This is a genomic window from Alistipes timonensis JC136 (genome assembly GCF_900107675.1).
Lineage (GTDB): Bacteria > Bacteroidota > Bacteroidia > Bacteroidales > Rikenellaceae > Alistipes > Alistipes timonensis.
The window spans coordinates 85,699-109,997 of the sequence record NZ_FNRI01000001.1 but is presented as its reverse complement, the minus strand read 5'-3'; the positions used below and the strand labels follow the sequence as shown (position 1 = coordinate 109,997).

The 24,299-nt window shown below is 57.3% G+C and carries 26 protein-coding genes and 1 tRNA gene; 15 read left to right on the top strand and 12 right to left on the bottom strand.

The window, feature by feature from the left end; genetic code table 11:
* Positions 1-282: 282 nt before the first annotated feature.
* From BLU78_RS00465 to BLU78_RS00450, 4 genes are all read right to left on the bottom strand, one after another.
* Positions 283-504, bottom strand: a complete 222-nt coding sequence (locus tag BLU78_RS00465; RefSeq protein WP_019150042.1) for a DUF2795 domain-containing protein — start codon at positions 502-504, stop codon at positions 283-285.
* A 162-nt stretch (positions 505-666) separates the two neighbouring features.
* Positions 667-1,221 carry a cob(I)yrinic acid a,c-diamide adenosyltransferase gene (locus tag BLU78_RS00460; protein WP_010258761.1) on the bottom strand — a complete coding sequence of 185 codons (555 nt, stop codon included), beginning with the start codon at positions 1,219-1,221 and terminating at the stop codon, positions 667-669.
* Entirely contained in the window at positions 1,218-1,730 is a 513-nt protein-coding gene (locus BLU78_RS00455) for a hypothetical protein (RefSeq protein ID WP_010258759.1), read from the bottom strand. Before BLU78_RS00455 ends, BLU78_RS00460 begins: the two co-directional genes overlap by 4 nt.
* Before the next feature lie 5 nt (positions 1,731-1,735).
* Positions 1,736-3,007 carry a BaiN/RdsA family NAD(P)/FAD-dependent oxidoreductase gene (locus tag BLU78_RS00450; protein ID WP_010258757.1) on the bottom strand — a complete coding sequence of 424 codons (1,272 nt, stop codon included), beginning with the start codon at positions 3,005-3,007 and terminating at the stop codon, positions 1,736-1,738.
* 92 nt (positions 3,008-3,099) lie between these two features.
* On the opposite strand from BLU78_RS00450, the gene BLU78_RS00445 reads away from it, so the two are divergent.
* From BLU78_RS00445 to BLU78_RS00425, 5 genes are all read left to right on the top strand, one after another.
* On the top strand, positions 3,100-4,038 hold the full coding sequence (locus BLU78_RS00445) for a transcription antitermination protein NusB (protein WP_010258754.1): 939 nt from the start codon (positions 3,100-3,102) through the stop codon (positions 4,036-4,038).
* Positions 4,039-4,051: 13 nt separating this feature from the next.
* Positions 4,052-4,465 carry a DUF1573 domain-containing protein gene (locus BLU78_RS00440; protein ID WP_010258751.1) on the top strand — a complete coding sequence of 138 codons (414 nt, stop codon included), beginning with the start codon at positions 4,052-4,054 and terminating at the stop codon, positions 4,463-4,465.
* A gap of 164 nt (positions 4,466-4,629) precedes the next feature.
* Positions 4,630-4,950 carry a preprotein translocase subunit YajC gene (yajC, locus tag BLU78_RS00435; protein ID WP_010258748.1) on the top strand — a complete coding sequence of 107 codons (321 nt, stop codon included), beginning with the start codon at positions 4,630-4,632 and terminating at the stop codon, positions 4,948-4,950.
* A gap of 72 nt (positions 4,951-5,022) precedes the next feature.
* Positions 5,023-5,271: a TIGR03905 family TSCPD domain-containing protein gene (locus BLU78_RS00430; RefSeq protein ID WP_010258744.1), complete on the top strand. Its 249-nt coding sequence runs from the start codon at positions 5,023-5,025 to the stop codon at positions 5,269-5,271.
* A 52-nt stretch (positions 5,272-5,323) separates the two neighbouring features.
* The gene (locus BLU78_RS00425; protein ID WP_010258742.1) at positions 5,324-5,575 is read left to right on the top strand and encodes a GlsB/YeaQ/YmgE family stress response membrane protein; all 252 of its coding nucleotides are present in this window, start codon (positions 5,324-5,326) and stop codon (positions 5,573-5,575) included.
* 47 nt (positions 5,576-5,622) lie between these two features.
* On the opposite strand, the gene BLU78_RS00420 is transcribed toward BLU78_RS00425, so the two are convergent.
* Positions 5,623-5,693 (bottom strand) — tRNA-Gln (locus BLU78_RS00420).
* Positions 5,694-5,837: 144 nt separating this feature from the next.
* Between BLU78_RS00420 and nhaD the strand changes: the two genes are divergently transcribed.
* A complete protein-coding gene (gene nhaD / locus BLU78_RS00415; protein WP_026020551.1) occupies positions 5,838-7,184 on the top strand; it encodes a sodium:proton antiporter NhaD in 1,347 nt (448 codons plus the stop codon).
* A gap of 36 nt (positions 7,185-7,220) precedes the next feature.
* Here nhaD and BLU78_RS00410 read toward each other — a convergent pair whose 3' ends face one another.
* Both BLU78_RS00410 and BLU78_RS00405 read right to left on the bottom strand, forming a co-directional pair.
* Positions 7,221-8,048: a VanW family protein gene (locus BLU78_RS00410; protein WP_010258737.1), complete on the bottom strand. Its 828-nt coding sequence runs from the start codon at positions 8,046-8,048 to the stop codon at positions 7,221-7,223.
* A 2-nt stretch (positions 8,049-8,050) separates the two neighbouring features.
* Positions 8,051-8,425 carry a thioesterase family protein gene (locus BLU78_RS00405; protein ID WP_010258729.1) on the bottom strand — a complete coding sequence of 125 codons (375 nt, stop codon included), beginning with the start codon at positions 8,423-8,425 and terminating at the stop codon, positions 8,051-8,053.
* A 71-nt stretch (positions 8,426-8,496) separates the two neighbouring features.
* Here BLU78_RS00405 and BLU78_RS00400 point away from each other — a divergent pair, with 71 nt between their 5' ends.
* Together BLU78_RS00400 and ffh are read left to right on the top strand one after the other, a co-directional pair.
* Positions 8,497-9,075 (top strand): DUF4294 domain-containing protein, encoded by a 579-nt coding sequence (locus BLU78_RS00400; RefSeq protein WP_026020550.1) that lies wholly within the window; start codon positions 8,497-8,499, stop codon positions 9,073-9,075.
* A 73-nt stretch (positions 9,076-9,148) separates the two neighbouring features.
* Entirely contained in the window at positions 9,149-10,480 is a 1,332-nt protein-coding gene (gene ffh / locus BLU78_RS00395) for a signal recognition particle protein (RefSeq protein WP_010258723.1), read from the top strand.
* 73 nt (positions 10,481-10,553) lie between these two features.
* Here the strand turns inward: ffh and BLU78_RS00390 are convergent, their stop codons facing one another.
* Entirely contained in the window at positions 10,554-10,751 is a 198-nt protein-coding gene (locus BLU78_RS00390; RefSeq protein WP_010258718.1) for a hypothetical protein, read from the bottom strand.
* 351 nt (positions 10,752-11,102) lie between these two features.
* Between BLU78_RS00390 and era the strand changes: the two genes are divergently transcribed.
* The 3 genes from era to BLU78_RS00375 are packed head-to-tail and all read left to right on the top strand — an operon-like array spanning position 11,103 to position 15,424.
* A complete protein-coding gene (gene era / locus BLU78_RS00385; protein WP_010258716.1) occupies positions 11,103-11,984 on the top strand; it encodes a GTPase Era in 882 nt (293 codons plus the stop codon).
* A 46-nt stretch (positions 11,985-12,030) separates the two neighbouring features.
* On the top strand, positions 12,031-14,019 hold the full coding sequence (locus tag BLU78_RS00380; RefSeq protein ID WP_010258712.1) for a tetratricopeptide repeat protein: 1,989 nt from the start codon (positions 12,031-12,033) through the stop codon (positions 14,017-14,019).
* Between the two features lie 16 nt (positions 14,020-14,035).
* Entirely contained in the window at positions 14,036-15,424 is a 1,389-nt protein-coding gene (locus BLU78_RS00375; protein ID WP_026020549.1) for an MFS transporter, read from the top strand.
* 67 nt (positions 15,425-15,491) lie between these two features.
* Here the strand turns inward: BLU78_RS00375 and BLU78_RS00370 are convergent, their stop codons facing one another.
* The 3 genes from BLU78_RS00370 to BLU78_RS00360 form a co-directional block, all read right to left on the bottom strand.
* A complete protein-coding gene (locus BLU78_RS00370; protein WP_010258707.1) occupies positions 15,492-16,637 on the bottom strand; it encodes a glycosyltransferase in 1,146 nt (381 codons plus the stop codon).
* A 369-nt stretch (positions 16,638-17,006) separates the two neighbouring features.
* Positions 17,007-17,549, bottom strand: a complete 543-nt coding sequence (locus tag BLU78_RS00365) for a ferritin-like domain-containing protein (RefSeq protein WP_010258704.1) — start codon at positions 17,547-17,549, stop codon at positions 17,007-17,009.
* A 72-nt stretch (positions 17,550-17,621) separates the two neighbouring features.
* Positions 17,622-18,353 carry an acyl-[acyl-carrier-protein] thioesterase gene (locus tag BLU78_RS00360; RefSeq protein ID WP_010258701.1) on the bottom strand — a complete coding sequence of 244 codons (732 nt, stop codon included), beginning with the start codon at positions 18,351-18,353 and terminating at the stop codon, positions 17,622-17,624.
* An 87-nt stretch (positions 18,354-18,440) separates the two neighbouring features.
* Between BLU78_RS00360 and BLU78_RS00355 the strand changes: the two genes are divergently transcribed.
* Positions 18,441-19,052, top strand: a complete 612-nt coding sequence (locus BLU78_RS00355; RefSeq protein WP_010258697.1) for a hypothetical protein — start codon at positions 18,441-18,443, stop codon at positions 19,050-19,052.
* A 72-nt stretch (positions 19,053-19,124) separates the two neighbouring features.
* Here BLU78_RS00355 and BLU78_RS00350 read toward each other — a convergent pair whose 3' ends face one another.
* Complete coding sequence (locus BLU78_RS00350) at positions 19,125-20,117, bottom strand: fimbrillin family protein (protein ID WP_010258694.1); 993 nt, start codon at positions 20,115-20,117, stop codon at positions 19,125-19,127.
* A gap of 343 nt (positions 20,118-20,460) precedes the next feature.
* Here BLU78_RS00350 and BLU78_RS00345 point away from each other — a divergent pair, with 343 nt between their 5' ends.
* The 3 genes from BLU78_RS00345 to BLU78_RS00335 are packed head-to-tail and all read left to right on the top strand — an operon-like array spanning position 20,461 to position 24,299.
* The gene (locus BLU78_RS00345) at positions 20,461-21,174 is read left to right on the top strand and encodes a DUF2975 domain-containing protein (protein WP_010258691.1); all 714 of its coding nucleotides are present in this window, start codon (positions 20,461-20,463) and stop codon (positions 21,172-21,174) included.
* Positions 21,175-21,228: 54 nt separating this feature from the next.
* Positions 21,229-21,447, top strand: coding sequence for a helix-turn-helix domain-containing protein (locus tag BLU78_RS00340; protein WP_010258688.1), 219 nt, complete (start codon positions 21,229-21,231; stop codon positions 21,445-21,447).
* A 41-nt stretch (positions 21,448-21,488) separates the two neighbouring features.
* Positions 21,489-24,299 (top strand): M16 family metallopeptidase, encoded by a 2,811-nt coding sequence (locus tag BLU78_RS00335; RefSeq protein WP_026020548.1) that lies wholly within the window; start codon positions 21,489-21,491, stop codon positions 24,297-24,299.

The window sequence follows — 24,299 nt, the reverse complement described above, 5'->3', positions numbered from 1 at the left end:
CGTTTTATATCTTTTGCAACATAATAAAGCAGCCTAAATATTTAGGCTGCATTTATTGTATAAATACTTAAAATTCTTATCTTTGCATATAGGATATCCTATGCTTAGGTTGGTACATTAAAGTATATAGATGTCATCCCGATTTCTCCTCCAAAAAATGTATTTTGTCCAAACAAACCGCGCCATTTGAGGCGGTCAAACGCCATTGTCCAAACAAATAAAAACCCTGCTAATCTGTCTGATTAACAGGGTTTTAACAATTATTTTACGCTTAAAAACGCATTAATACTCCTCCTCGTTGAAGAAAAAATCGTCCTTCGAAGGATAGTCGGGCCAGATGTCCTCGATCGATTCGTAGATCTCACCCTCGTCTTCTATTTCCTGCAGGTTTTCGAGTACCTCGAGCGGCGCTCCCGAACGTACCGCATAGTCAATTAACTCCTCTTTGGTTGCGGGCCAAGGGGCGTCTTCGAGCTTAGAAGCCAATTCAAGTGTCCAATACATAGTCACAAAGTTTTTAAATTCCCAAATATCAATGGATTATAAACCCCGCAAGGCTATTGATCCACTATGACTGATTTGCAAAAGTATAAAAAAATTGAGAAAAACAAAGAAAAAACGATAAAACATCGTTATTACATACACATAACTCTGCAAATCAATGATTTAAGGAATCCACAAAACCTCTTTCACCTCATAATGAGCCGTCAGCGTGCGTCCGAGCAGGTAAAAATAGTCCGAAAGACGGTTCAGCCAGACCAATACCGACGGCTCGACGCCGTATTTCGCATCGGCCCGGAGCGCCGCACGTTCCGAGCGCCGGCAGACCGTACGGCAGACGTGGCACAGCGACACGGCGGCATGTCCGCCGGGGATCGTGAACTTGTCTATGGGCTGCAACGCCTCCTGCATGGCGTCGATACGCCCTTCGAGCCACGTAACCACGGCAGGGTCCAGCGGAGCGACCTTGTCGCTCCCCGACTCGCCCGTCGCCAACAGCGCCTCGACGCTCATCAGCCGCGAAAGAATGCGGTTCAGGTCATCGACATAAGCCGCCAATGCGTCGTCCGGGCGGAGGTTGTCGGCCAGCAGGGCCGTGAAGGCCGCCAGTTCATCCACCGAGCCGTAAGCCTCGACCCGCTCGTCGGTTTTGAAGACCCGTTCGCCGCCGATCAGCGAAGTGGTCCCTTTGTCACCTGTCTTGGTATATACCTTACTCATATCCGGAAGTGTTGTTTTGGCAAATGGTTGTTGAAGATCAGCAGGTATCCGCGATTATCGACCGTCGTCGAACGGTGCTGCGCAACGATCTGGGCGCACAACGCCTGCCGCACATGCCCGTCGTAGGGCGACATCACTGCCAGGGTATGCCCCGCTTCGGCCGCCGCGCGCACCAGCGCCAGCGTCTTCGCCCGCGACAGGTCGCGCGTCGCCACGCACAACTCCGCATCCGCACGATTCAGGCCAAACGAACCGTAACCGCAGTGGATCGCCAGATTTTGCAGTTGCACGGCACGCCGCCGGGAGATCCCCGCAGCCGTCAGGGCCTCGTAGACCGTCCGGTCGCCCGGAAGCAGTCCGTCGCGCATGAATACCTCGCGCACGATATCGTAAACAAACGGCGAATGCACCCCGTGTCCGCGGAAATAGCGTGCGCGGGAGAGGCGGTTGCGCAGTTCCGCAACCCGCCCGGGCAACCGAAATGAAAGAGGATATCCGCCGAATCTCATGGTCGCTATTTTTTGAGCATCCCGGCCAGACGTCCCGTCGAAAAGGCGATCTGGAGGTTGTAACCGCCCGTGTTGGCGTCGAGGTCGAGCACCTCGCCGGCAAAATACAATCCTTTGATTTTCAGCGACTCCATCGTATAAGGATTCACCTCCTCGCACCGCACGCCGCCGGCCGTCGTGACGGCATATTCAAATGGCGCATAGTCTGTGATCGGGAAAGTCAGCCCTTTGAGCGTCCGCACGAGGCGCGTGATCTGCTCCTCGGTGAGTTTGCTGACATAGCAATTCGCCCGGACGTCAATCTCCTGCGCCAACGGCATCACCAACGGCTTGGGAACCAGCTTGCGCAGCAATTCGCCGAAGAACTCCGTGGGCGCCAACTCGGCCAGTTCACGGGCGATGCGGTCGCGCAGGACCTCCTCCGTGAGCGCAGGCTTCAGGTCGAGCGTCAGCTTCACCCGTTTGCCGTCGATCAGAGCGTCCACCGCGTCGCGGCTCATACGCAGCGCCACGGCGCCCTCGATGCCGCGGTCGGAGAACCCGATCTCGCCGAACTCCTCGCGCACGGGTTCATTATCTATATATAAGGTAGCGCGCACGTTGCGCAGCAGCACCTTGTCGAGATGGCGAATCTGGGCGTGCGACGAGACGAGCGGCGTCAGCGACGGGCGCAGCGGCTCGATCGTGTGGCCCAGGTCGGCGGCAAAGGCATAGCCGTCGCCCGTCGATCCGGTGGCGGGATACGACACACCGCCCGTGGCAAGGATCACCTGCGAGCACTCCTCCTTGCGTTCGAAGCCCCGCTTGTTGATATATTTCACGCCGAAGACCTTGTTCCCGAGGGTCATGATCTCCGTGACGCGCGTATCGTAGATAAGTTTGACGCCGTTTTCGAAGCAGTATTCCAGCAGGGCATTGGCGATGTCCCACGCCTTGCCGCTCTTGGGAAAGACCCGCTCGCCGCGCTCGATCTCGAGTTTCACGCCCGCGCGCTCGAAAAATTTGATCGCCGCGCGGTTGTTGAACTCGGCGAACGCCTGCGCGAAAAAGTCGGCGTTGGTACGCACCTGCTCCGCAAATTCCTCGGCAGGCCGGGCGTTGGTGACGTTGCAGCGGCCTTTGCCCGTGATGCGGACCTTGCGGCCCGACTTCTCCATCTTTTCGATCAGCAGCACGCGAAGCCCGTTGCGCGCCGCGGTTCCCGCGGCCATCATGCCCGCGGCGCCCGCCCCGACGACGATTACGTCATACGGTTGTTTTTCTTCCATTTGTTCCATACGGGTGCAAAGATAGGGATTTATTTCTTTCATTCCGGAAAAATTTTCCTATCTTTGCCGCCGTCAAAACCGTTCCAATCGTTCTAAAAGATATGTTGAGCAGAAGATTACTCCGTGTAAAGGTCGTCAAGGCGCTGTTCGCCCACCTCAAGTCGGGTGCCGACAATATGATCGCGTCGGAAAAGACGCTCATGGCGTCCGTCGACAAGGCCTACGACCTCTATTTCCAGATACTAATTCTCCCCGTGGAGATCGCGCGTTACGCCGAGCAGCGTCAGGAGTTGGCCAAACAGAAGAAACTGCCGACATTCGAGGACCTCAATCCCAACACCAAATTCGTGGACAACGCCGTGATCCGCACCATCGCCAACAGCGACGCGGTGAACGATCATATCGCCGCCCGCAAACTGGGCTGGGCGAGATATCCCGAGCTGATCCGTACGCTCTACACGCAGCTCACCGAGAGCGACTATTACAAGGAGTACATGCAGCGCGAGGAGCGTCCGTTCGACGAGGACAAAAAACTGCTGGAAGAGTTTTTCAAAGAACTCCAGAACTGCGAGGCGCTGGACGACGTGCTCGAAGAGATGTCGATCCTCTGGAGCGACGACCTCCCCTATATTATCATGATGATCCTGCGCACGCTGTCGGGACTGCGCGTGTCGCACACCGAAGTGCGGGTTCCCCCGAAATTCAAGAGCGACGAGGACCCGGCGTTCGTCAAAACACTGTTCGAAAAGTCGCTGGTCAACTACTCGACCTATCAGGACTACATCGAAAAGTTCACCTCGAACTGGGATGTCGAGCGAATCGTCTTTATGGACAACCTCATCATCGGCACGGCCATGGCCGAGCTGACCTCGTTCCCGTCGATCCCCGTGAAAGTGACGCTCGACGAGTGGATCGAAATTTCGAAATACTACTCCACCCCGGGCAGCAGCACCTTCATCAACGGCGTGCTGGACAAGATCGTCGAGTCGCTGACCGCCGAGGGGAGCATCAAAAAGGCAGGCCGCGGTCTGATCGAATAACCCCCTCCCAGAGATGTTCCGTGCGCTTGTGATCCTCGTCCCGGCCGTCCTGACGGCGGCCTGCGGTACACGGCCGCAGGCGACCGAACGCAAAGGCCGGATTATCACGCTTACGGATTCGATTCTCACCACAGGAGGCACCGACACCGTGCGTTTCGGACGCCTCGGCTCGGGCGAAATCGCCCAGCTGCGGCTGTGGCTGGCCAACGACGCGAGCCGTCCGGTGGCGGTCACCTCCTACCGGCGCAGCTGCGGATGCACGACCCTCGAATTTGATTCCCAGCCCGTTGCACCTGGAGATGCACAGCAGGTGACGCTCACGTTCGATTCGCGCGGCGAATGGGGCTGGCAACTCAAAACCATGGACATCTCGCTGGCGGGCGCTTCGCACCCCCTGCGGCTTTTCATCGAAGCCGATGTGGAATAAATACTTGTTTATTCCGCAATATTTCGTATCTTTGGGGTCGTAACGACCCTTTTAGGAGTCGGGCCGTTTGCCCGAACCGGGTCCAATCCGGTTTTGGCATTGTTCGTTCTTTTTCGTATCTTTGCTTCGTTCACAGAAATAAACACTTAAAACAGAATAACAGTATGATTAATTTTCTTCAGGCAGCACCCATAGAACCCCAGCCGGGTTTCATGCAGCAGTACAGTTTCATCATTATGATCGGCCTCATGGTACTGGTTCTCTGGCTCTTCATGTGGCGTCCCGAGTCCAAGCGCCGCAAGCAGATGCAGGAGTTCCGCAACAGCCTGAAAAAGGGTGACAAGATCATCACCGCCGGAGGTATCTACGGCGTAGTGAAGGAGATCAAGGAGACCACCCTGCTGATCGAGGTCGACGGCAACGTCACGCTGCGCATCGACAAGAACATGGTCGTAGCCGACAACTCGGACCTCCAGCGTCAGTAGAGGCAACCGACATATCACAAAGAGCTGCAATCATTTGCGGCTCTTTTTGTTTCTTTCGTCACACGATAGCTTATGATACGGAAAATAACCCACGCCTGCGAGGGAACCTGCTCGCGGCAGATCGAGATCGAAGTGGAGGACGGCATCGTCCGCAGCGTCGCATTCACGGGCGGCTGCCACGGCAACCAGCAGGGCGTTGCGGCGCTCGTGCGGGGAATGAAGGCCGCGGAGGCCGTGGCGCGGCTCGAAGGCATCGACTGCCGGGGCCGGGGCACCTCGTGTCCCGATCAGTTGGCAAAAGCGCTGAAAAAGGCGCTGTAAGCGGTTCGGGAACGGATTTTGCAACAAGTCGTGCGTTCTAAAACGCACGACTATGTATTTTCTATGGTATCTGCTCCTCGGCCTGGCGGCCGGATGGATCGCCAACCTGATCGTCAAGGGAGGCAGTTCGGGACTCTTCGTCAACCTGATCGTCGGACTTATCGGCGGCGTGCTGGGAGGCTGGATATTCTCGTTTTTCGGATGGGTGCCCGTGGGCACGCTGGGCAGCCTGGCCACGGCCGTCATCGGCTCGGTCGTACTGCTGTGGATCGCGGCGCTCGTCTCGCATCGCAAGATACGCTGACACAGCCGGTTCAACGCAAAAGGATGGTCATTGACCATCCTTTTGCGTTGAGCTGCCGGGACTCGAACCCAGAACGACAGAACCAAAATCTGCTGTGTTACCATTACACCACAGCTCAAACATTCGCTCGAAAGCGACGGCAAAGATATATAAAAAAATCCCAAAATCCAATCCGGACCTCAAAAAATGCCCAATTAGACAACCGGAACACCGGGCAATTGATTAACTTTGCAACCATCGTACTTTTAATGATGCGCACAGAATGATAACGACAATGATTCTGCTTTTCGTGGTGGGCTACCTGTTCATCGCGCTCGAGCACAAAACGAAAATCGACAAATCGGCCGTCGCGCTGCTCATGGCCGGAGCCATCTGGACCGTCTTCAGCCTCCTGGGCAACGACCCCAAAATCCAGCACGAACTGGTCGATCAGTTAGGCGACACCTGCGAGATACTGGTCTTCCTGATCGGCGCCATGACCATCGTGGACCTGATCGACAGTTACGGAGGATTCGGCGTCATCACCGACCACATCACCACGCGCAACAAGCGCAAGCTGATGTGGCTGCTCTCCGTAATCACCTTCTTCATGTCGGCGGCGCTGGATAATATGACCACCACGATCATCATGGTCATGCTGCTGCGGCGGCTTATCGCCAACAAAAAGGAGCGGTGGATATTCGCCAGCGTGATCGTCATCGCCGCCAACAGCGGCGGCGCCTGGTCGCCCATCGGCGACGTGACGACCATCATGCTGTGGATGCGCGGCAACGTCACGGCCGCAAACCTCGTCGTCAACCTCTTCCTGCCGTGTCTGGTGTCGATAATCATCCCCACGGCCATCGCCAGCCGCTATGTCGCCGACAGACCCGCGGCACAGGTCAGCGCCAGGGCCCTCGCAACGGGATGTCCCGAGTGTATCGGGCCGCGCCTGCGCAAGTTCATCCTCATCGTGGGCGTACTGAGCCTGCTGTTCGTGCCGGTTTTCAAAAGCCTCACCGGACTGCCGCCCTATATGGGCATGATGGTCTCGCTGGGATTCATGTGGATACTGACCGAAATCATCTACGACCGCAAACGCAGCATCCGCAACATGGAGGAGTCGATCCAGCCGCGCGTATCGAAAGTGCTGAAACACATCGACATGCCGACGATCCTCTTCTTCCTCGGTATCCTGATGGCCGTAGGAGCCCTGCAAACCGGAGGCGTGCTGACCGACATGGCCGACTGGCTGGACAAGACCGTACACGAGGTATTCACCATCGCAGGGGCCATCGGCCTGCTCTCGTCGGTGGTGGACAACGTACCGCTGGTAGCCGCCTGCATGGGCATGTACCCCGTAGCCGACGCCGCTGCGGTGGCTGCGAGCGCCGATCCGGCCTTTGCGCAGAATTTCGTGCAGGACGGCTTGTTCTGGCACCTGCTGACCTACTGCGCCGGCGTGGGCGGAAGCCTGCTGATTATCGGCTCGGCGGCGGGCGTCGTGGCGATGGGGCTCGAAAAGATCAACTTCGGGTGGTATCTGAAACGCATCTCGCTGCTGGCCCTGGCGGGTTATCTGGCGGGAATCGCGGTGATCTGGCTCGAACACCTGATCGTCGGGCTTTAACACAAAGAAGCGGGGCTGCAGCCCCGCTTCTTTGTGTTACGGCTTTCCGGTCGTTTCGGAGAGGAACGGCGAGTACATCATCAGCGCGTCGTTGCTGGTAATATACTGTACGTCGACACAACGTCCCTCGGTATCGTAGACTTCGCGGAAAAGTTTGTTATGGCGGCTGTAACCGCCCCACCATTCGCTCTTCATGCAGTGGTCGCGCTCGACGACGCGGTAGGCGAACTCCGGACGCCGGTCGGCCCGCCACTCCCCTTCGAGGAACTCCTCACCCACGGTGACGTGGAGCCGGAAAGTGGTCTGCGTGTCGTTGCGGATCATCAGGTCGCGGTAGGGATAGACACACGTGGCTCCGCTGCCGAAAGGCTGCGTGCGGCCGCTGTCGGGAAATACGTCATAGGAGTGGCGGTAGCGTTCCACGACGGTCAGGGGCGTGTGGAGCGTCATCCAGAAGATCAGGTTCGACAACTGGCACAACCCGCCTCCGACTCCCGGACGGAAAGTCCCGCAGAAAAGAACGATCCCGTCGAGATACCCCTTGCGGCGTGTCGGATGCCCAATCAGCCGCCAATAGCTGAACGTTTCGCCGGGGCGCAGGACCACGCCGTCGAGGTGTGCGGCGGCCAGGCGGAGGTTGGTGATCTTGTTGTACTGGTATTGCATGTCCACGTCTTTCAGCTTGCGCAGGAGCGGCGTGCGGTGGCGAAAATGCAGGTGGGGACACCCCGGAGCCGAGGCTTTCCGGGCGAAGCGCAGTCCGCCGAAGTACCACATTCCATAGCGCAGGAACGTGTACCAAAGACGGCCGCACCAGAGGCGCAGCCGCGAACGTTTCAGCGGTCGGGGCGCGGACTGTTCCACGGTCAGCCGAGTTTGGCCATGAACTTCGCGCGGTCCACGACGTAACGGATGTGGACACCCTCGCCGATCATCCCCCCGGCGTCGCGGGCACCGACGTTGAAGGTCAGCTTACGGCCCTCGACCTCGGTCAGCACGGCCGTGGCGGTGATCTCCGCCCCGAGTCCCGAGGGTTTGATGTGCGTGACGTTCATCTCGGCGCCGACGGTGGTCGAACCTTCGGGCAGTTCGGAAGCCACGGCCGTCATCGCGGCGTTCTCCATCAGCGCCACCATCGCGGGCGTGGCGAAAACATCGAGGTCGCCCGAACCCATCGCGGCGGCCGTATTGCCCGGAACCACGGTCGCGGCGCTGCGGGCGGAAAGTCCTTTCTCAAGCATAATATCCTGCGTCTGAATTTCGTTTACGGAATATGATTATCTTTGCCAAAGATAAGCAAAATTCGCCGATCATGAAAAAATGGGCCTTCCTGCTGTTCCTTGCCCTGTTCGCCGCGCTTTCCGAAGCGCAGGCGCAAGGCGGACACGGCTTCTGGCATCAGGAATGGGCGGTTGAAAAGGGCGATTCGATCCCGCTGGTCCACGTGCTGCCGGTCTATGTCTTCAGCCGTCCGGTGGACCTGCGGCGTTATCGCCGGCTGGTGGACGCCGTGAAGAAGGTCTACCCCATTGCCAAGATCGCCCGCGCCAAGATGGCTACGATGGAGGCGGAACTGACCCGTCTGCCGACCAAGAAGGCCCAGAAGGAGTATATCAAACAGATTTACCACGAGATAAAAGACGAATACACCCCCGTGCTGAAGCGCATGACCCGCACCCAGGGCCGGGTATTGCTGAAACTCATCGACCGCGAAACGGAATACACCGCCTACGAGGTGCTGAAAGAGTTCCGGGGCGGCTTCGTGGCGGGATTCTGGCAGGGCATCTCGAAAATCTTCGGCCAGGACCTCAAATCGCAGTACGACAAGGACGGCGAGGACAAAATGATCGAGCAAATCGTCATTTATTACGAAGCCGGTCTGCTCCGTTGAAAGTTACGCCGCAAATTTGCGGCATTTTCCCGTTTTTTATTACCTTTGTTCCCCGAAACAAGCCATAACAACCATGTTTGAAAACTTAACAGATAAACTCGAACGGTCGTTTAAAATCCTCAAGGGCGAGGGCCGCATCACCGAGATCAACATCGCGGAGACGCTCAAAGAGATTCGCCGCGCGCTGATCGACGCCGACGTCAACTACAAGGTAGCCAAGTCTTTCACCGACGAGGTGAAGCAGAAAGCGTTGGGTCAGGACGTGCTCAAAGCCGTCAAACCGGGGCAGATGATGACCAAGATCGTGCGCGACGAGCTGGCGGAGCTCATGGGCGGCACGGCCACGGACATCAAACTGGAAGGCACGCCGGCCGTGATCCTGATCGCGGGTCTGCAGGGTTCGGGTAAGACCACCTTCTCGGGCAAGCTGGCCGCGATGCTCAAAAGCAAGAAGGGCCGTCAGGTGTTGCTGGTGGCCGGCGACGTTTACCGTCCCGCGGCCATCGACCAGCTGAAAGTGCTCGGCGGACAGATCGGTGTGGAGGTCTACACCGAGGAGGGCAACAAGAACCCGGTGCAGATCGCCGAGAACGGTATCAAATACGCCCGTCAGAACAACTGCAATGTGGTGATCGTCGATACGGCGGGACGTCTGGCCGTGGACGAGGCGATGATGCAGGAGATCACCGCCATCAAAGCCGCCGTGAAACCGTCCGAAACCCTCTTCGTCGTGGACGCCATGACGGGTCAGGACGCCGTGAACACCGCCAAGGAGTTCAACGAACGGTTGGATTTCGACGGCGTGGTCCTCACGAAACTCGACGGCGACACCCGCGGCGGTGCCGCCATTTCGATCCGTTCGGTGGTCAACAAGCCCCTCAAATTCATTTCGAGCGGCGAGAAGATGGACGCCCTGCAGGTATTCCATCCCGAACGTATGGCCGACCGTATCCTGGGCATGGGCGACGTCGTGTCGCTCGTGGAGCGTGCGCAGGAGCAGTTCGACGAGGAGGAGGCCCGCAAACTGAAAAAGAAGCTGGTTAAGAATCAGTTCAACTTCAACGACTTCATCTCCCAGATTCAGCAGATCAAGAAGATGGGCAACCTCAAGGACCTGGCGTCGATGCTTCCGGGCATGGGCAAGATGCTCAAAAACGTGGATATTCCGGACGACGTGTTCAAGCAGACCGAGGCGATCATTTCGTCGATGACCCCGGCGGAGCGCGAGCGTCCCGAGATCATCAACGCCCGCCGCCGCGAACGCATCGCCAAGGGTTCGGGCACGACGATGGCCGACGTGAACCGCCTGATGAAGCAGTTCGAGGACACGCGCAAGATGATGAAGACCGTCGCCGGCGGCAACCTGAAGATGCCCAAGATGCCGGGCGGCATGATGAGGCGGTAAATCCGAATTACATCGAATCCCAAAAAAGGAGTACCCCGAAAGTACTCCTTTTTTCATGTCTTCTTTAAACCGTTCAGTCCCCTCTATTTTCTTTATCCGGAATAACGGCCAATAGGATGGCAAACATCACTCCGACAACAGGAACAACAGATACAATGCCGTCTATGCGTCCGAATAAAGTATAAGATATTGTATTGGTGGCATTTACAATCAATGCAATAGTGGCAATGACAGTAACAACGAGAATAGCGACAATAAATGTTTCTTTCATTTTCATTTTTTTATTTGAACCTATTCTTCATATAAGAACATAAAAAACGCGGACAAAATCGTTCATCCGCCTTCGAGGTCTTGGACTACCTAATAGTAAGATGAAAGAAATGCCCGCGCCGTAAAACAGCACGAGCATCAACTTTAATTCCTTACTATTGCCGAAAGTGTCCAAGTTTCGAAGGCAAGAAGAAAAGCCGATGCGCTTATATATGTCGTTGCCGCCGTGGCGGCATTAAAAATCAAAAGTTTCTATCGTTCCATAGGCAGCTCGATTTTGGTATATTGTTGAGCAAATATAGGATAAATTCGATAAAAAACCTATCTTTGTTGCTCAAAACAGCATATTCCAATGCATAAATCGGGCTTCGTAAATATCATCGGCAACCCCAATGTGGGCAAATCGACGCTGATGAACGCACTGGTCGGCGAACGGCTTTCGATCATCACCTCCAAGGCGCAGACCACGCGCCACCGCATCATGGGCATCGTCTCGGGCGAGGATTTCCAGATCGTCTACTCCGACACGCCGGGCATACTGAAGCCCTCGTACAAGTTGCAGGAGTCGATGATGAAGTTCGTGACCGGAGCCGTGACCGACGCCGACGTGATCCTCTATGTGACGGACACCGTCGAACGGAGCGACCGTTCGGCCGAAATCGTCGAGCGCATCAACCAGAGCGGCATCCCGACGATCGTGGTCATCAACAAAATCGACCTCTCGACGCCCGAAGCGCTGGACGCGCTGGTCGACAAATGGCAGGCCGAGATTCCCGGGGCACGGATCGTCCCGGTGTCGGCCAAGGAGAATTTCAACGTCGAAGGGGTGTTCAAAATCATCCTCGAACTGCTGCCCGAAGGCCCGGCGTTCTACCCCAAGGACACGCTCACGGACAAAACACTGCGTTTCTTCGCTTCGGAGATCATCCGCGAAAAGATCCTCAAATTCTACGACAAGGAGATCCCCTACTGCTGTGAGATCGAAATCGACAGCTACAAGGAAGAACCGGCCATCGACCGCATCGCGGCGACGATCTACGTGGCCCGCGACTCGCAGAAGGGAATCCTGATCGGCCACAAGGGCGAAAAACTGAAACGAGTTGGCCAGACGGCCCGGGAGGACATGGAACAGTTCCTCGGCAAGAAGGTCTTCCTGCAGCTTTTCGTCAAAGTCAGCGACGACTGGCGCAACAACGAGCGCCAGCTGCGCCGATTCGGATACGAGCAGGAATAATAAATCGAACAAAAAGGCCGTTTAAAGCGTAAACGAAAATTCGGACATGCGGAAATTCATCTTCGGAATCATACTGGGAGCCGCCCTGCTGTGCGGCATGAAGGCGCGCGCACAGTACAACCGGGAGTATTTCTTCTGGATGGGCCGTTCGTCGATGATGAACAACGACTACCAGGAGGCCATCCGCACCCTGAACACCCTGCTGCGCTTCGACGAGGACGCCTTCGAAGGCTATTTCCTGCGCGGCATCGCCAAATACAACCTCGACGATTTGCTGGGCGCCGAGGCCGATTTCTCGACCGCCATCCGGCTGAATCCCGTCTACACGCAGGCCTACACCTACCGGGCCATCACCCGTTCGCGGCTGGGCAACTACGACGACGCCCTGCAGGACTTCCGCGAGGCGATCGAGCTGCGTCCCGACCTGCCGGGACCCTATTACAGCCGCGGCGTGACGCGCCTGCTGAACCAGCAGTTCAAAGAGGCGATCGAGGATTTCGACAAGTTCATCCGCCAGGAGAACAAGGTCGCCGACGCATTCATCTGCCGGGGCCTCAGCTACCTGCACCTGAAAGACACCACCCGGGCCTACGAGAATTTCAACACCGCGATCCGCACCAACCGCGAGAACCCCAACGGCTACAACCGCCGCGGAGGACTGCATCTGCAGCAGGAACAGTACAAGGAGGCCGAAGCGGATTTCAACAAGGCCATCTCGTGCGATTCCACCTATGTGCTCTCCTATTTCAACCGCGCGCTGGTCTACAACGCCACCAACCGCCCGATGCAGGCGCTCGCGGATTTCGACAAGGTGATCCAGCTGGATTCGACCAATTCGCTGACCTATTTCAACCGCGCCATGCTGCGCACGCAGATCGGCGACTACAACCGCGCTTTGGAGGATTACGACAAGGTGGCGCTCTACTCGCCCAACAACGTGCTGGTTTACTACAACCGGGCGGGCGTCTATGCCCAGCTGGGTGAAATCGAGCAGGCCGTGGCGGACTACTCGGCGGCCATCAAACTCTACCCCGATTTCGCCAACGCCTACATCTACCGCGGACGCCTGCGCGAATACCTGAACGACCCGCAGGGGGCCAAGTCCGACCGCGCGATCGCCCAGAAGAAGATCGCCGAGTACCGTTCGCGCCTGAGCGACAGCACCTATTCGATCTACGCCGACACCACCCAGCGCTTCGACCGCCTGCTGTCGTTCGACAGCAAGTTCGCGGGCGGCAGCTTCGACCGCATCACGGGCCACAACGGCGGCCGTGAGGAGATGCGCCTCCTGCCGCTGTTCAAATTCACGCTGATGCACGCCGATACGGTGCCGGCCGTCACACGCTATCATTTGCAGCGTGTGGAGGATTTCCGCAAGCGTATCGACAACGAGTATCTCACCCTCTCGTGCCGCGAAAGCAACATCCCGGCCGACTCGCTCGTGATGCTCGACAAGCAGTATGTGCAGGAACTCAATGCCAGCAACCCCTCGTGGACGGTGCTCTTCGAGCGCGGCATCACGCAGTCGCTCATCAAACAGTACACCAACTCGGTGAACACCTATTCGTCGGCCATCGAGCTCAATCCGTCGAATCCGTTCCTCTATCTGAACCGCTCGACGACACGCGCCGAGATGATCGACTTCATCTCGTCGATCGACAACTCGTACCAGCGGATCACGATCGACTCGGACCCCGCCAACCGGCTGAACAACAATTCGAAACGCACGTACAGCTACGACGAGGCCGTGGCCGACCTGAACAAGGCCGTCAAACTCTTCCCCGACTTCGCCTACGCCTACTACAACCGCGCCAACCTGCTGGCCCTTTCGGGCAGTCTGCCGGAGGCTTACGAGGACTATTCGAAAGCCATCGAGCTGAACCCCGCATTCGCCGAGGCGTACTACAACCGCGGTATCATCCAGATATTCATGAAGGACACCCGCAAGGGCTGTCTCGATATCTCAAAGGCCGGAGAACTGGGAATCCTCGAAGCCTACGAGGTGCTGAAGCGTTACGCACAACTGGAGAACTAACTCAAACAAACAAATAATGGTAGAAACTATCCAACGCAAACTCAACGACTCGCCCGTAGCTCGATGGACGGCGTTGTTGCTCATCGCATCCACGATGTTTTTCGGCTACATGTTCGTCGATCTCATGTCGCCGCTCCAGAGCATGATCGAGGCGCAGCGCGGGTGGACCCCCGACGTGTTCGGCATGTACGGCAGTTCGGAATTCATCCTCAACGTCTTCGGATTCCTCATTCTCGCGGGCATCATCCTCGACAAGATGGGCGTGCGGTTCACCGGCCAGCTGTCGGCATCGCTGATGTTCGTCGGAGCCTGTCTGAAATACTACGCCGTGAGCGACTCGTTCGCGGGTTCGGGTATCGAAATGTGGCTCGGCTCGTGGTGGACCTCGTTCCCCGCATCGGCCAAACTGGCGTCGCTGGGCTTCATGATCTTCGGCTGCGGTATGGAAATGGCCGGCATCACCGTCTCGAAAGCCATCGCCAAATGGTTCGAAGGCAAGGAGATGGCCCTGGCCATGGGACTCGAAATGGCCATTGCGCGCGTCGGCGTCTTCGCGATCTTCTCGATCTCGCCCTGGCTGGCCGACATGGCTCCCGCAACGGTCGTGCGCCCCGTGGCGTTCTGCACCGTGCTGCTGCTGATCGGCCTGCTGACCTTCGTGATCTTCTCGGTCATGGACCGCAAGCTGGACAAACAACTGGGCCTCAACAGCCGGGGCGGAGGCGGCAGCGAGGAGGAGTTCAAAATCAGCGACCTGAAATTCATCCTGAGCAGCAAGGTGTTCTGGATCATCGCGTTCCTCTGCGTACTCTACTATTCGGCCATCTTCCCCTTCCAGCGCTTCGCCACGAACATGCTGGAGAGCAACCTCGGAGTCTCGGCGCAGACCGCCGCCGACATCTTCCGCTGGTTCCCGATGGGTGCGGCGGCCATCACCCCGTTCCTGGGCCGTTACCTCGACCATAAGGGCAAGGGCGCCACGATGCTCATTCTCGGCGCGGTGCTGATGATCGTCTGCCACCTGACCTTCGCGTTCGTGCTCCCGGAATTCCCGAGCAAACCCATCGCCTACGGTTCGATCGTCCTGCTCGGCATCTCTTTCTCGCTGGTTCCGGCGGCACTCTGGCCTTCGGTCCCCAAGATCGTCGAGACACGCTATCTGGGTTCGGCCTATTCGCTGATCTTCTGGATTCAGAACATCGGCCTGTGCCTCTTCCCGATGCTCTTCGGATTCGCACTCAAATATTTCAATGCCAACCGGGCCGCAGGAACACCCTATGACTACACGCGCCCGATGCTGATCTTCGTCGCATGCGGCGTGCTGGCCATGCTGCTGGGAATCTGGCTCAAAGCCGAGGACCGGAAAAAGAAATACGGGCTGGAACTGCCCAATATTAAGAAGTAGCCCAAGCTACACCCGAATAAATGAAGAAGAGGAGCAGCCCGGCAATGCCGGGCTGCTCCCGGTTTTATCACCGTCCGGCAGCGACTTTTTCGTAGAGCTCCGCAATGCGGTTGCACATCTCCTCCCACGAGAAGCGGCGACGCTCCCCGACGCAGTTTTCCCGAAAGCGCAGCAGGGTGTCGCCCGCGTACATCCGTTCGATCGCATCGGCGACTCCTTCCGCCGTGGGTTTGCAGACATATCCCACCCGGCCGTCGGGCACGATCTCGGCCAGTCCCCCGACCTTCGTGACGACCATCGGCACGCAGAACTGATAGGCGATCTGCGTCACACCGCTCTGTGTGGCTGTTTTATAGGGCTGGACGACGAAATCGGCCGCCGAAAAGTAATATTTCACCTCGTCGTCGGGAATGAAGCGGTCATGCAGCAGCACCTCGTCCTGCAGGCCGTTGTCGGCAATCTGTTTCAAGTAAGGCTCCCGCGCCGTGTAGAACTCTCCCGCCACGATCAGCCGGCGTCCTTCGGTCTGCCCGGCACGTTTGAGCCGCGCCCATGCCTCGAGCAGCAGATCCAGCCCCTTGTAGTCGCGGATCAGCCCGAAAAAGAGCACATAGCGGTTCGCTGGGTCCAGTCCCAGTCGCACGCACGCCTCGGAGCGAGCGACCCGTTCGCCGAAATTCTCGAACAGCGGGTGCGGGGAGAACAGCGCCGGAGCGTCGGTATAGGTCTTCAACTCGCTGCGGACCTGTTCGGACATATAGACGAAACCATCCACCGAATGCAGGTAATAACGGTTGAAGAGTTTGTCGGTCAGGTGATGCTCGTGGGGTTCGACATTGTCGATCTGGCACAGCACTTTCGTGTGGCCGTTGCCGCGGGCCAGCCGGGCGATGGTGCCGAAGCAGGGCGCCATGAAGGGCGTCCAGTATTTCATCAGCACGAAATCGGGACGCTCGCGCCGGATCCGGCGGCCGACGCGCACCCAGTTCAGGGGATTCATTGTGTTGACGCACCGGCAGATGCGCAGGTCGGCGGGCGGCGGCGTATCGACCGTCTGACTCTCGCCGGGAAACAGCAGCGAGGGGTATTGCAACGTAAAGGTTTTGATATCGACCTCGCTGCCCCGCTGCTGGAAGGTGCGGGCCATGATCTCCATGATCGACGCCAGGCCGCCCCGGTAGGGATGCGCAGGTCCTAAAATCGTTATTTTCATATATACAAAGATAGTAAAAAGTCGGCCTGCGCCAAAACCGAACCGCATCCGGTCCGGCAATACCTTCCAGCCTCCTAAAAGCGTCGTAACGACGCCAAAGATAGTAAAAAGTCGGCCTGCGCCAAAACCGAACCGCATCCGGTCCGGCAATACCTTCCAGCCTCCTAAAAGCGTCGTAACGACGCCAAAGATAGTAAAAAGTCGGCCTGCGCCAAAACCGAACCGCATCCGGTCCGGCAAAACCTTCCGGCCTCCTAAAAGCGTCGTAACGACGCCAAAGATATGAAAATGCCGGGACGGATGCAAAACTGAATTGCATCCGTCCCTGTAAAACGGTCCGGCTTCCTAAAAGTGCCGTTACGGCACCGGCTATTCGCCGCCGCCCGGATGGCCGAAGCTCTTCGACGTGTGTTTGCTGCCGGCGGCCGACTGCAAGGCCAGATACTCCTCGCCGTAATCCAGCAGGTTTTGCAACTCGGTGCGGAACGTATCGAGGTGCTGCTCCTCCTCGGCGATGATGTCCTGAAACATCTTGTGCGTCACGGCGTCCTTGTGCTCGGCGGCCATGCGCGAAGCCTCGTTGTAACTGTCGATCGTACTCTGCTCCAGTTGCATGGCCATACGCAGCATCTCCTTGGCTTCGGTGACCTGCTTGGTGCGGAACGAAGCGTTCATGTCCACGTCGCCCTGCAAGAACAGAATGCGGTCGGAGAACTCCTCGATATGGCGCATCTCGGCGATCGATATCTCGCGCATGATCTTCGAGAGGTACTGATAGCGGTCATCCTCGAAATGAGTGTGGAAATACATGTATTGCAGCGAGGTTGCGATCTCCTTGCCCACGGCATCGTTCAGCAGGTCGATGCTCACCTGATACTTGTTCTGTGTTTGTGTTTTAGTCGCGCTTTCCATAATGAAAAAGGTTTTGCCGCCATAGCTGCAAAACCCGTTCCACAAGCCCCCGGCGCAACACGCCGCCCGGACCTATTTCCATTCGATAGAGGCACGCACGGCCGCCGGTCCGCCGTCGGCCGAAATCTCGAACAACGCCGAATGCTCCCGCTGCTCACACCCCACCGTCAACGTCTGCCCGAAACGGCACTCCTTCAGGAAATGAATGTCCAGCCGCACGGGGGACTCCCGGGTCAGCGTCTCGACGGGAAGCATGTCGAGCATCATTTCGATATAGCGCATGGTGTTGACATGGCGGTTGAAATCGATGTCGCTGTATACTACGCGGTGCTCGACGGTCTCCGAGGGATTGACCTCGCGAATCTTACGCGGCTTGTCCGTCGGGGGCGCGGCGTCAACGACGGCGTCGGCATGGGCGTCGCCCACCCACGAAAGGTCCATCGCCGAACGGCTTTGCAGGTCGATCATAGCCCACTGCGTCACGGCGCGGCCGAATTCGCGTCCCGAAGCCGTGTCGGTCAGCGTGAAATTACGCGTCGAAAGCACACGCCCGTAGTCGCTGATCCACGTCGCAACTTCATAATCGGTGTACTGCACGGGCTGGTAATCGAACTCCACGGCCATGCGCGAAAGCACCCACGAGTGGTTGTCGGCATTCAGCGCATCGACGCCGAAACCTTTGCCGTGGGCGTCGATGCCCGCCGTGTTGAGGATCGCACCTCCCAGCGAAGGAATCGTCGCCCGCAGTGTGAAATCCACATCCTGGGGTTCGACCCGGTAATTATAGCGTGATTTTTCTGCCATTCGCCTGTATTTTAGCGTTTATGCAGGCAAATATACGAATTTTTTCCTACTTTTGTAGACGACGCTAATCCTTAAAAATTATTTATTATGGAAATGAAGAAACTCGATTTCTCGGAAACTTTCAAAGACGCCATCACGATCGGCGTGAAAAACGCACCTTCGGTCATTGCGGCCGTCGCCCTGTTTTTGGTCACGATCTGGATTCCCTACATCAACATCGGCACCTTTATCGCCATCACCCTGCTGCCGACGCAGCTGGCCAAAGGCGAAGTGATCAACCCGCTGGGCATCTTCGACAGCAAGTACCGCCGTTACATGGGTGAATTTCTCATCACCATGGGCCTGATGGTCATTCCGACCTACATCGCCTTCCTCTTCATGTTCGTCCCCGGCATCGTGCTTTCGCTCGCCTGGTCGCTGGCCTACTACTTCCTGATCGAGAAGGGCAAGAACCCGATCGAGGCCATCCGCGCATCGAACGACGCCACCTACGGCAGCAAATGGACGATGTTCGCCGTGGCACTCGTATTCGGCGTCGCCGCCGCCATCGTCATGCTGATCTTCAGCGCAATCTGCGGCATGATCAACGTCGGCTTCATCACCTTCGTCGTGATGTTCGCTCTGATCGTGATCGTCATGTCGGTCGGCATGGCCATCAGCGCTTCGTACTGGAAGCAGCTGAAGGACAACGTGGCGTAATTTCCCCGCCGTGCAAAAGCAAAGGGCCGCATCCGATGGATGCGGCCCTTGTTATTCCGGAACCGGTCCGTCTTAATTATTCACCGGAATCTTATCGCCGTCCTTCCACGGACTGATCGTAGGGTCGGCGATATCGGAAGCGGTCCATCCGAAGGTTCCGTCCAGATTCAGCGTAATCTGATACGTATAAGCATAACCGCTCGTCCAGACCTTTGACGGTATATCGAGTTTGAGCGTCTTCCCGGTTCCTGCCAGCGTCGGATCGCCCTTACCGGAGACAGCGGCAACATCGAACGTCACCACCAGTTTTTCAGCCCCCGTAGGGTCCTGCGGAATCAGCATCAGCACATCATTCCCCGCAGTGGTCATCTCTGCCTCCGCCGAGCTCAGGACCTTGTCATAATCGACCGAGTAATCCAGCGGAGCGGCAGGCGATGCCAATGTCCAACTGCCATCGCTGAAATTCAGAGTTCCCTGCGAATTGACACCTTTGAGGGCGATATTCTTCATCGTCACGGTGTAAAAGGCCGAATAGTCTTTCGCGGTTTTGGCCGAGAACCTTACCTGCGTGAGGGCATGGTTGAACGTAAACGCCACGGTCGCAGTCACCGCCTCCGTCGTGAAATCCTTGGATGCAACGGCATACAGCAGGTCTTTCTGGTCGGCGAGGGTTTCGACTACGGTATAGGGCACCGCACCGGGATCAGTCATCGTGAGCACGGTCTCCGTGGGCGAATAGGCCGCAAAGCTGTATTTGTAGCCTTTCATGAAGAAATAGGAGTCCCCGGCGCTCCATGTGCCCTCCACGCTTTTTGTCAGGACGAGGTTATCCATCCAGGACGTTGCAGCGGCAGCTCCCAAAGCCTGCGTGGCCGTGACGCTGAATTTATCTCCGTTTGCAAAATTCGCCTTTTCATTAGGCGCGGTACGCGTGACGGCAGCTATCTCGGTGGAGAAGTTCACCGGATTCTCTTGGGGAGGGATCGGAATGGCGCCCTCGTCCCCGGTTGTGCAGCCCGTGCAGGCCAATACGGCAACAGCCGCGGCCAAAAACAGATTTTTCATTTTGTAAGTTTTTTAAGGATTAATGAAGATTTCTCGGAGTTGTTGCCGATTCCGGTCCGTTTCGATCATATCGGCAGAACAAAGTTAACACATTCGGACTACCGTTATCCCCGCTCTCGCACCCGTTTCGTGGTCATTTGAGCCCCTTGGCTATACGAAAACGGTTAGGAGGAGCCGTTGGACGCTTTTGGCATATATATACGGAATTGTATAACGAAAAAACCATCCGTGCGAAAATCCGAAAAGATGAAAAACGAAAATAATTATCGAAAAACGATAAATATTATTTGTTTTTCGAAAATAAATGGTATATTTGCATCAGTAAAAACCAAAAGAAAGAGAGATGCAAAATAAGAAATCGCTCCTGCAACGCCTGCTGGTCATCTACATCACGTTCTTCATCGTGCTCGTGGCAAGCATCGCACACGGCATCCTGCCCAATTTCACACGGGGTGCGGCCGAAGGCGTCGAGATGGGTAACGACATCGCCGAAAACTGGAAATCGGGGATTCCCCGCATGATCTACATGCTGAGCGACATTCAGATCACGGGACAGCCCGAAAACACCGTCGAGGTCGAGGCTGCGCCCGGCATGAAGATCAGCGCAAGCATCAAACGGCTGGGGATGGTCGTCGAGCAGGACGCCCCCGGCAGTTCGGTGCTGGCACTGGCATTCCGCTCGGTGGGCGGCAGCGCATGGCTTTACGCATTGGTTATGCTCGTACCGCTGCTCTACCTGGGCATCATCGTGCTGATGTTCGTCATCATCCACTCGCTGCGCCGTTCGATCCGCGAGGAGCGCACGCTCGACAAACGGAACGTCTGGTACCTGCGCACCATCGGCCTGCTGACCATCCTCGCCGAGCTCATCAGCGACACCGTGAACTGGGCCATGAACAGCCGCGCAGCCGAGTTGCTGGCCGGAAGCGGTTACAGCGTGAATACGGGATTTCACATCTCTTACGCCATGATTATCATGGGTATTCTGATCCTTTTCGCCGCCGAGGTCTTTGCCATCGGCCAAAACCTGAGCGAGGAGCAGAAATACACCATTTAATATAAGGGACGACATGCAAACGATACGAACACACAAAATGAGGGGGAGGAATTTATGGCGATAATCATCAACATAGACGTAATGATGGCCAAACGCAAGATGTCGCTCGGCGAACTGGCCGAACGGGTCGACATCACGCCCGCCAACCTCTCGATCCTGAAAAACGGGAAGGCCAAGGCCATCCGCTTTTCGACGCTCGAAGCGATCTGCCGCGAACTGGACTGCCAGCCGGGAGACATTATCGAATACCGCCCGGAAGAGACCCGGGAATAAGAATTTCAAACCAACAACAAATGCCCATGAAAAAATTGATGATGCTGGCCGTTGCGGCGTTCGCCGCTGCCGGCGCCATGGCACAGATGAACCAGCCGATCCCCGCGGACCCCGAACTCCGCACCGGTAAACTGGAAAACGGAATGACCTATTACATCCGTCACAACGACAAGCCGAAGGGACAGGCCGACTTCTACATCCTGCACGACGTGGGAGCCATCCAGGAGAACGACTCCCAGCAGGGGCTCGCCCACTTTCTCGAGCACATGGCCTTCAACGGCACCAAGAACCTCCCGGGCAAGCAGCTCACGGAGTATCTGGAAACCGTAGGCGTGAAATTCGGCGCCAACCTCAACGCCGGAACCAGCTGGGACCAGACGATTTACAACATTTCGGACGTCCCGACCTCGCGCGAAGGCATCATCGACTCGGCGCTGCTGATCCTGCACGACTGGTCGCACTTCATCGCCCTGGAGCCCAAGGAGATCGACTCCGAGCGCGGCGTGATTATGGAGGAGCTCCGCACACGCGACGGCGCATCGTGGCGCTCGACGATGAAACTGCTGCAAGCACTGGGCAAAGGCACGAAATACGAGCACCGCAACCTGATCGGCTACCTCGACGGGCTGAAGAATTTCCAGCATAAGGAACTGGAGGATTTCTACGCCCAGTGGTACCGTCCGGACTATCAGGCCGTCGTCGTCGTGGGCGATATCGACGTGGACGCCGTGGAGAGCAAGATCAAAGCGCTGATGGCCGACATCCCGGCACCCGCCGCCGACGCTTCACATAAGGAGACCATTGTGGTTCCCGACAACGAGGAGCCGATCGTGAGCATCTTCACCGACCCCGAAATGCAGGGCACGAAGGTACAGCTCTTCATCAAGCGCCCGGCGCTCCCCAAACAGATGGGCAATACGATCGTCGCCGAGGCCAACAACGTGATCGAGGCCTATATGACGACCATGGAGAATGCCCGTCTGCAGGAAATCGCCATGCAGCCCGATGCGCCGTTCCTCGGCGCCGGCATGGGCACGGGCGACGTGATCGGCATCATCCCGACGCTCAACGCCACGGTATTCGTTGCGATGACGCAGGACGGCAAACTGGCCCGCGGCTTCGAGGCGCTCTACACCGAGTTGGAAAAGGTCCGCCGCTACGGCTTCACGCAGGGCGAGTTCGAACGCGCCCAGGAGAACCTGATGCGCCAGGCCGAACGCACCTACGCCAACCGCAACGACCGTCGCAACGGCGAGTTCGTGCAGAGCTACCTGAACAATTACAGCAAGAACTCCCCCATACCCGACGCCGAGACCGAATGGCAGCTCGACAGCATGCTGATCAAAATGCTCAACGTCGATGCCGTCAACGCTTTCGCCGCGCAGACCATCACCCCGGCCAATCAGGTCATCATCGTCAACGCCCCCGAGAAGGAGGGTCTTACGACGCCGACTGCCGAGGAGCTGCTCGCCATCCGCGACAAAGTGGCCGCCGGTGAAGTCACCGCCTACGAGGACAATGTGGTCAAAGAACCGCTGATTCCCGAAGGCACCGTTCTGAAGGGTTCGCCCGTGAAGAAAACGGCCGAAGATGCCAAACTCGGCACAACGGAATGGACGCTGGCCAACGGCGCGAAGGTCGTCGTGAAACACACGGACTTCAAAGCCGACGAGGTACGCATGAGCGCCGTCGCCAAGGGTGGCCTTTCGGTGCTCTCAGACGGGGAATTCTACATGGGCGAGATGATGCCTGCCGTGAACTCGATGTCGGGCGTCGGCAAGTTTTCAGCCACGGAACTCAAAAAGCAGCTCTCGGGCAAATCGGCTTCGGTACAGCCCGCGGTGGAGAATTACAGCAGCGCCATGAAGGGCGTCTGCTCGCCCAAGGACATCGAGACGATGCTTCAACTGCTCTACCTGAACTTCACGCAGCCGCGCTTCGACCGTGCGGATTACGACAACCTGATCAAAATGGTTCGCTCGCAACTGGAGAATGCCCGGACGAACCCCGACTTCCTGATGCAGGAGAAGGTGATCGACGTGACCTACGGCGACAATCCCCGCCGGCAGATGATCTCGAACGAGATCGTCGACAAGTTCGACTTCGAGCAACTGCCCGCCATCTACGCGAAGCTCTACCCCGGCGCCAACGGATTCGTATTCACGTTCGTGGGCAACATTGATCCCGAGACGCTGAAGCCCCTCGTGGAGAAGTACATCGGATCTATCCCCGCCGCGAAGAAACCCCTGAATTACATCGACGACAAGGTCGCTCCGGTCAAAGGAGAGGTCACCGAGGAGTTCACGGCCCCGATGCAGCAGCCGAAGGTATCGGTGCTCTACTACTACTCGGGCAAGATGCCCTACACGTTCAAGGACAGAATGGCCCTGTCGTTCCTGGCTCAGGCGCTCAATTCGCGCTACCTGATCTCGATCCGCGAGGAGAAGGGCGGCACCTACGGCGTGCGTGTCAAGGGTTCGACGGAATATATCCCCCACCAGACCTACGACATGACCATCTCGTTCGACACCAACGAGGAGATGGCCGACGAGTTGTGCGAAATCGTGCTGAAGGAGATTCAGGAGATCGCCGAAAACGGCCCCAAGACCGAGGATATCGAGAAGAACCGCGAGTTCATGCTCAAAAACTGGAAAAACAGCCTCGAGCTGAATCAGGGCTGGATGAACTATATTCAGGCCAAATACGGATCGGGGCTCAACTATGTCGGCGAATACGAGCAGGCCGTCCGCGACCTGACCAATGCCGACGTGCAGGCCCTCGCCAAAAAGATACTCGCCGACGGCAACCTCGTGAAAGTCGTCATGCGTCCAGCAAAGACAGAGGAAAAATAG

Coding starts and splice junctions, on each gene's coding strand:
- BLU78_RS00465 (WP_019150042.1), bottom strand. CDS start 504: ATGTATTGGACACTTGAATTGGCTTCTAAGCTCGAAGACGCCCCTTGG.
- BLU78_RS00460 (WP_010258761.1), bottom strand. CDS start 1,221: ATGAGTAAGGTATATACCAAGACAGGTGACAAAGGGACCACTTCGCTG.
- BLU78_RS00455 (WP_010258759.1), bottom strand. CDS start 1,730: ATGAGATTCGGCGGATATCCTCTTTCATTTCGGTTGCCCGGGCGGGTT.
- BLU78_RS00450 (WP_010258757.1), bottom strand. CDS start 3,007: ATGGAACAAATGGAAGAAAAACAACCGTATGACGTAATCGTCGTCGGG.
- BLU78_RS00445 (WP_010258754.1), top strand. CDS start 3,100: ATGTTGAGCAGAAGATTACTCCGTGTAAAGGTCGTCAAGGCGCTGTTC.
- BLU78_RS00440 (WP_010258751.1), top strand. CDS start 4,052: ATGTTCCGTGCGCTTGTGATCCTCGTCCCGGCCGTCCTGACGGCGGCC.
- yajC (WP_010258748.1), top strand. CDS start 4,630: ATGATTAATTTTCTTCAGGCAGCACCCATAGAACCCCAGCCGGGTTTC.
- BLU78_RS00430 (WP_010258744.1), top strand. CDS start 5,023: ATGATACGGAAAATAACCCACGCCTGCGAGGGAACCTGCTCGCGGCAG.
- BLU78_RS00425 (WP_010258742.1), top strand. CDS start 5,324: ATGTATTTTCTATGGTATCTGCTCCTCGGCCTGGCGGCCGGATGGATC.
- nhaD (WP_026020551.1), top strand. CDS start 5,838: ATGATAACGACAATGATTCTGCTTTTCGTGGTGGGCTACCTGTTCATC.
- BLU78_RS00405 (WP_010258729.1), bottom strand. CDS start 8,425: ATGCTTGAGAAAGGACTTTCCGCCCGCAGCGCCGCGACCGTGGTTCCG.
- BLU78_RS00400 (WP_026020550.1), top strand. CDS start 8,497: ATGAAAAAATGGGCCTTCCTGCTGTTCCTTGCCCTGTTCGCCGCGCTT.
- ffh (WP_010258723.1), top strand. CDS start 9,149: ATGTTTGAAAACTTAACAGATAAACTCGAACGGTCGTTTAAAATCCTC.
- BLU78_RS00390 (WP_010258718.1), bottom strand. CDS start 10,751: ATGAAAGAAACATTTATTGTCGCTATTCTCGTTGTTACTGTCATTGCC.
- era (WP_010258716.1), top strand. CDS start 11,103: ATGCATAAATCGGGCTTCGTAAATATCATCGGCAACCCCAATGTGGGC.
- BLU78_RS00380 (WP_010258712.1), top strand. CDS start 12,031: ATGCGGAAATTCATCTTCGGAATCATACTGGGAGCCGCCCTGCTGTGC.
- BLU78_RS00375 (WP_026020549.1), top strand. CDS start 14,036: ATGGTAGAAACTATCCAACGCAAACTCAACGACTCGCCCGTAGCTCGA.
- BLU78_RS00370 (WP_010258707.1), bottom strand. CDS start 16,637: ATGAAAATAACGATTTTAGGACCTGCGCATCCCTACCGGGGCGGCCTG.
- BLU78_RS00365 (WP_010258704.1), bottom strand. CDS start 17,549: ATGGAAAGCGCGACTAAAACACAAACACAGAACAAGTATCAGGTGAGC.
- BLU78_RS00360 (WP_010258701.1), bottom strand. CDS start 18,353: ATGGCAGAAAAATCACGCTATAATTACCGGGTCGAACCCCAGGATGTG.
- BLU78_RS00355 (WP_010258697.1), top strand. CDS start 18,441: ATGGAAATGAAGAAACTCGATTTCTCGGAAACTTTCAAAGACGCCATC.
- BLU78_RS00350 (WP_010258694.1), bottom strand. CDS start 20,117: ATGAAAAATCTGTTTTTGGCCGCGGCTGTTGCCGTATTGGCCTGCACG.
- BLU78_RS00345 (WP_010258691.1), top strand. CDS start 20,461: ATGCAAAATAAGAAATCGCTCCTGCAACGCCTGCTGGTCATCTACATC.
- BLU78_RS00340 (WP_010258688.1), top strand. CDS start 21,229: ATGGCGATAATCATCAACATAGACGTAATGATGGCCAAACGCAAGATG.
- BLU78_RS00335 (WP_026020548.1), top strand. CDS start 21,489: ATGCTGGCCGTTGCGGCGTTCGCCGCTGCCGGCGCCATGGCACAGATG.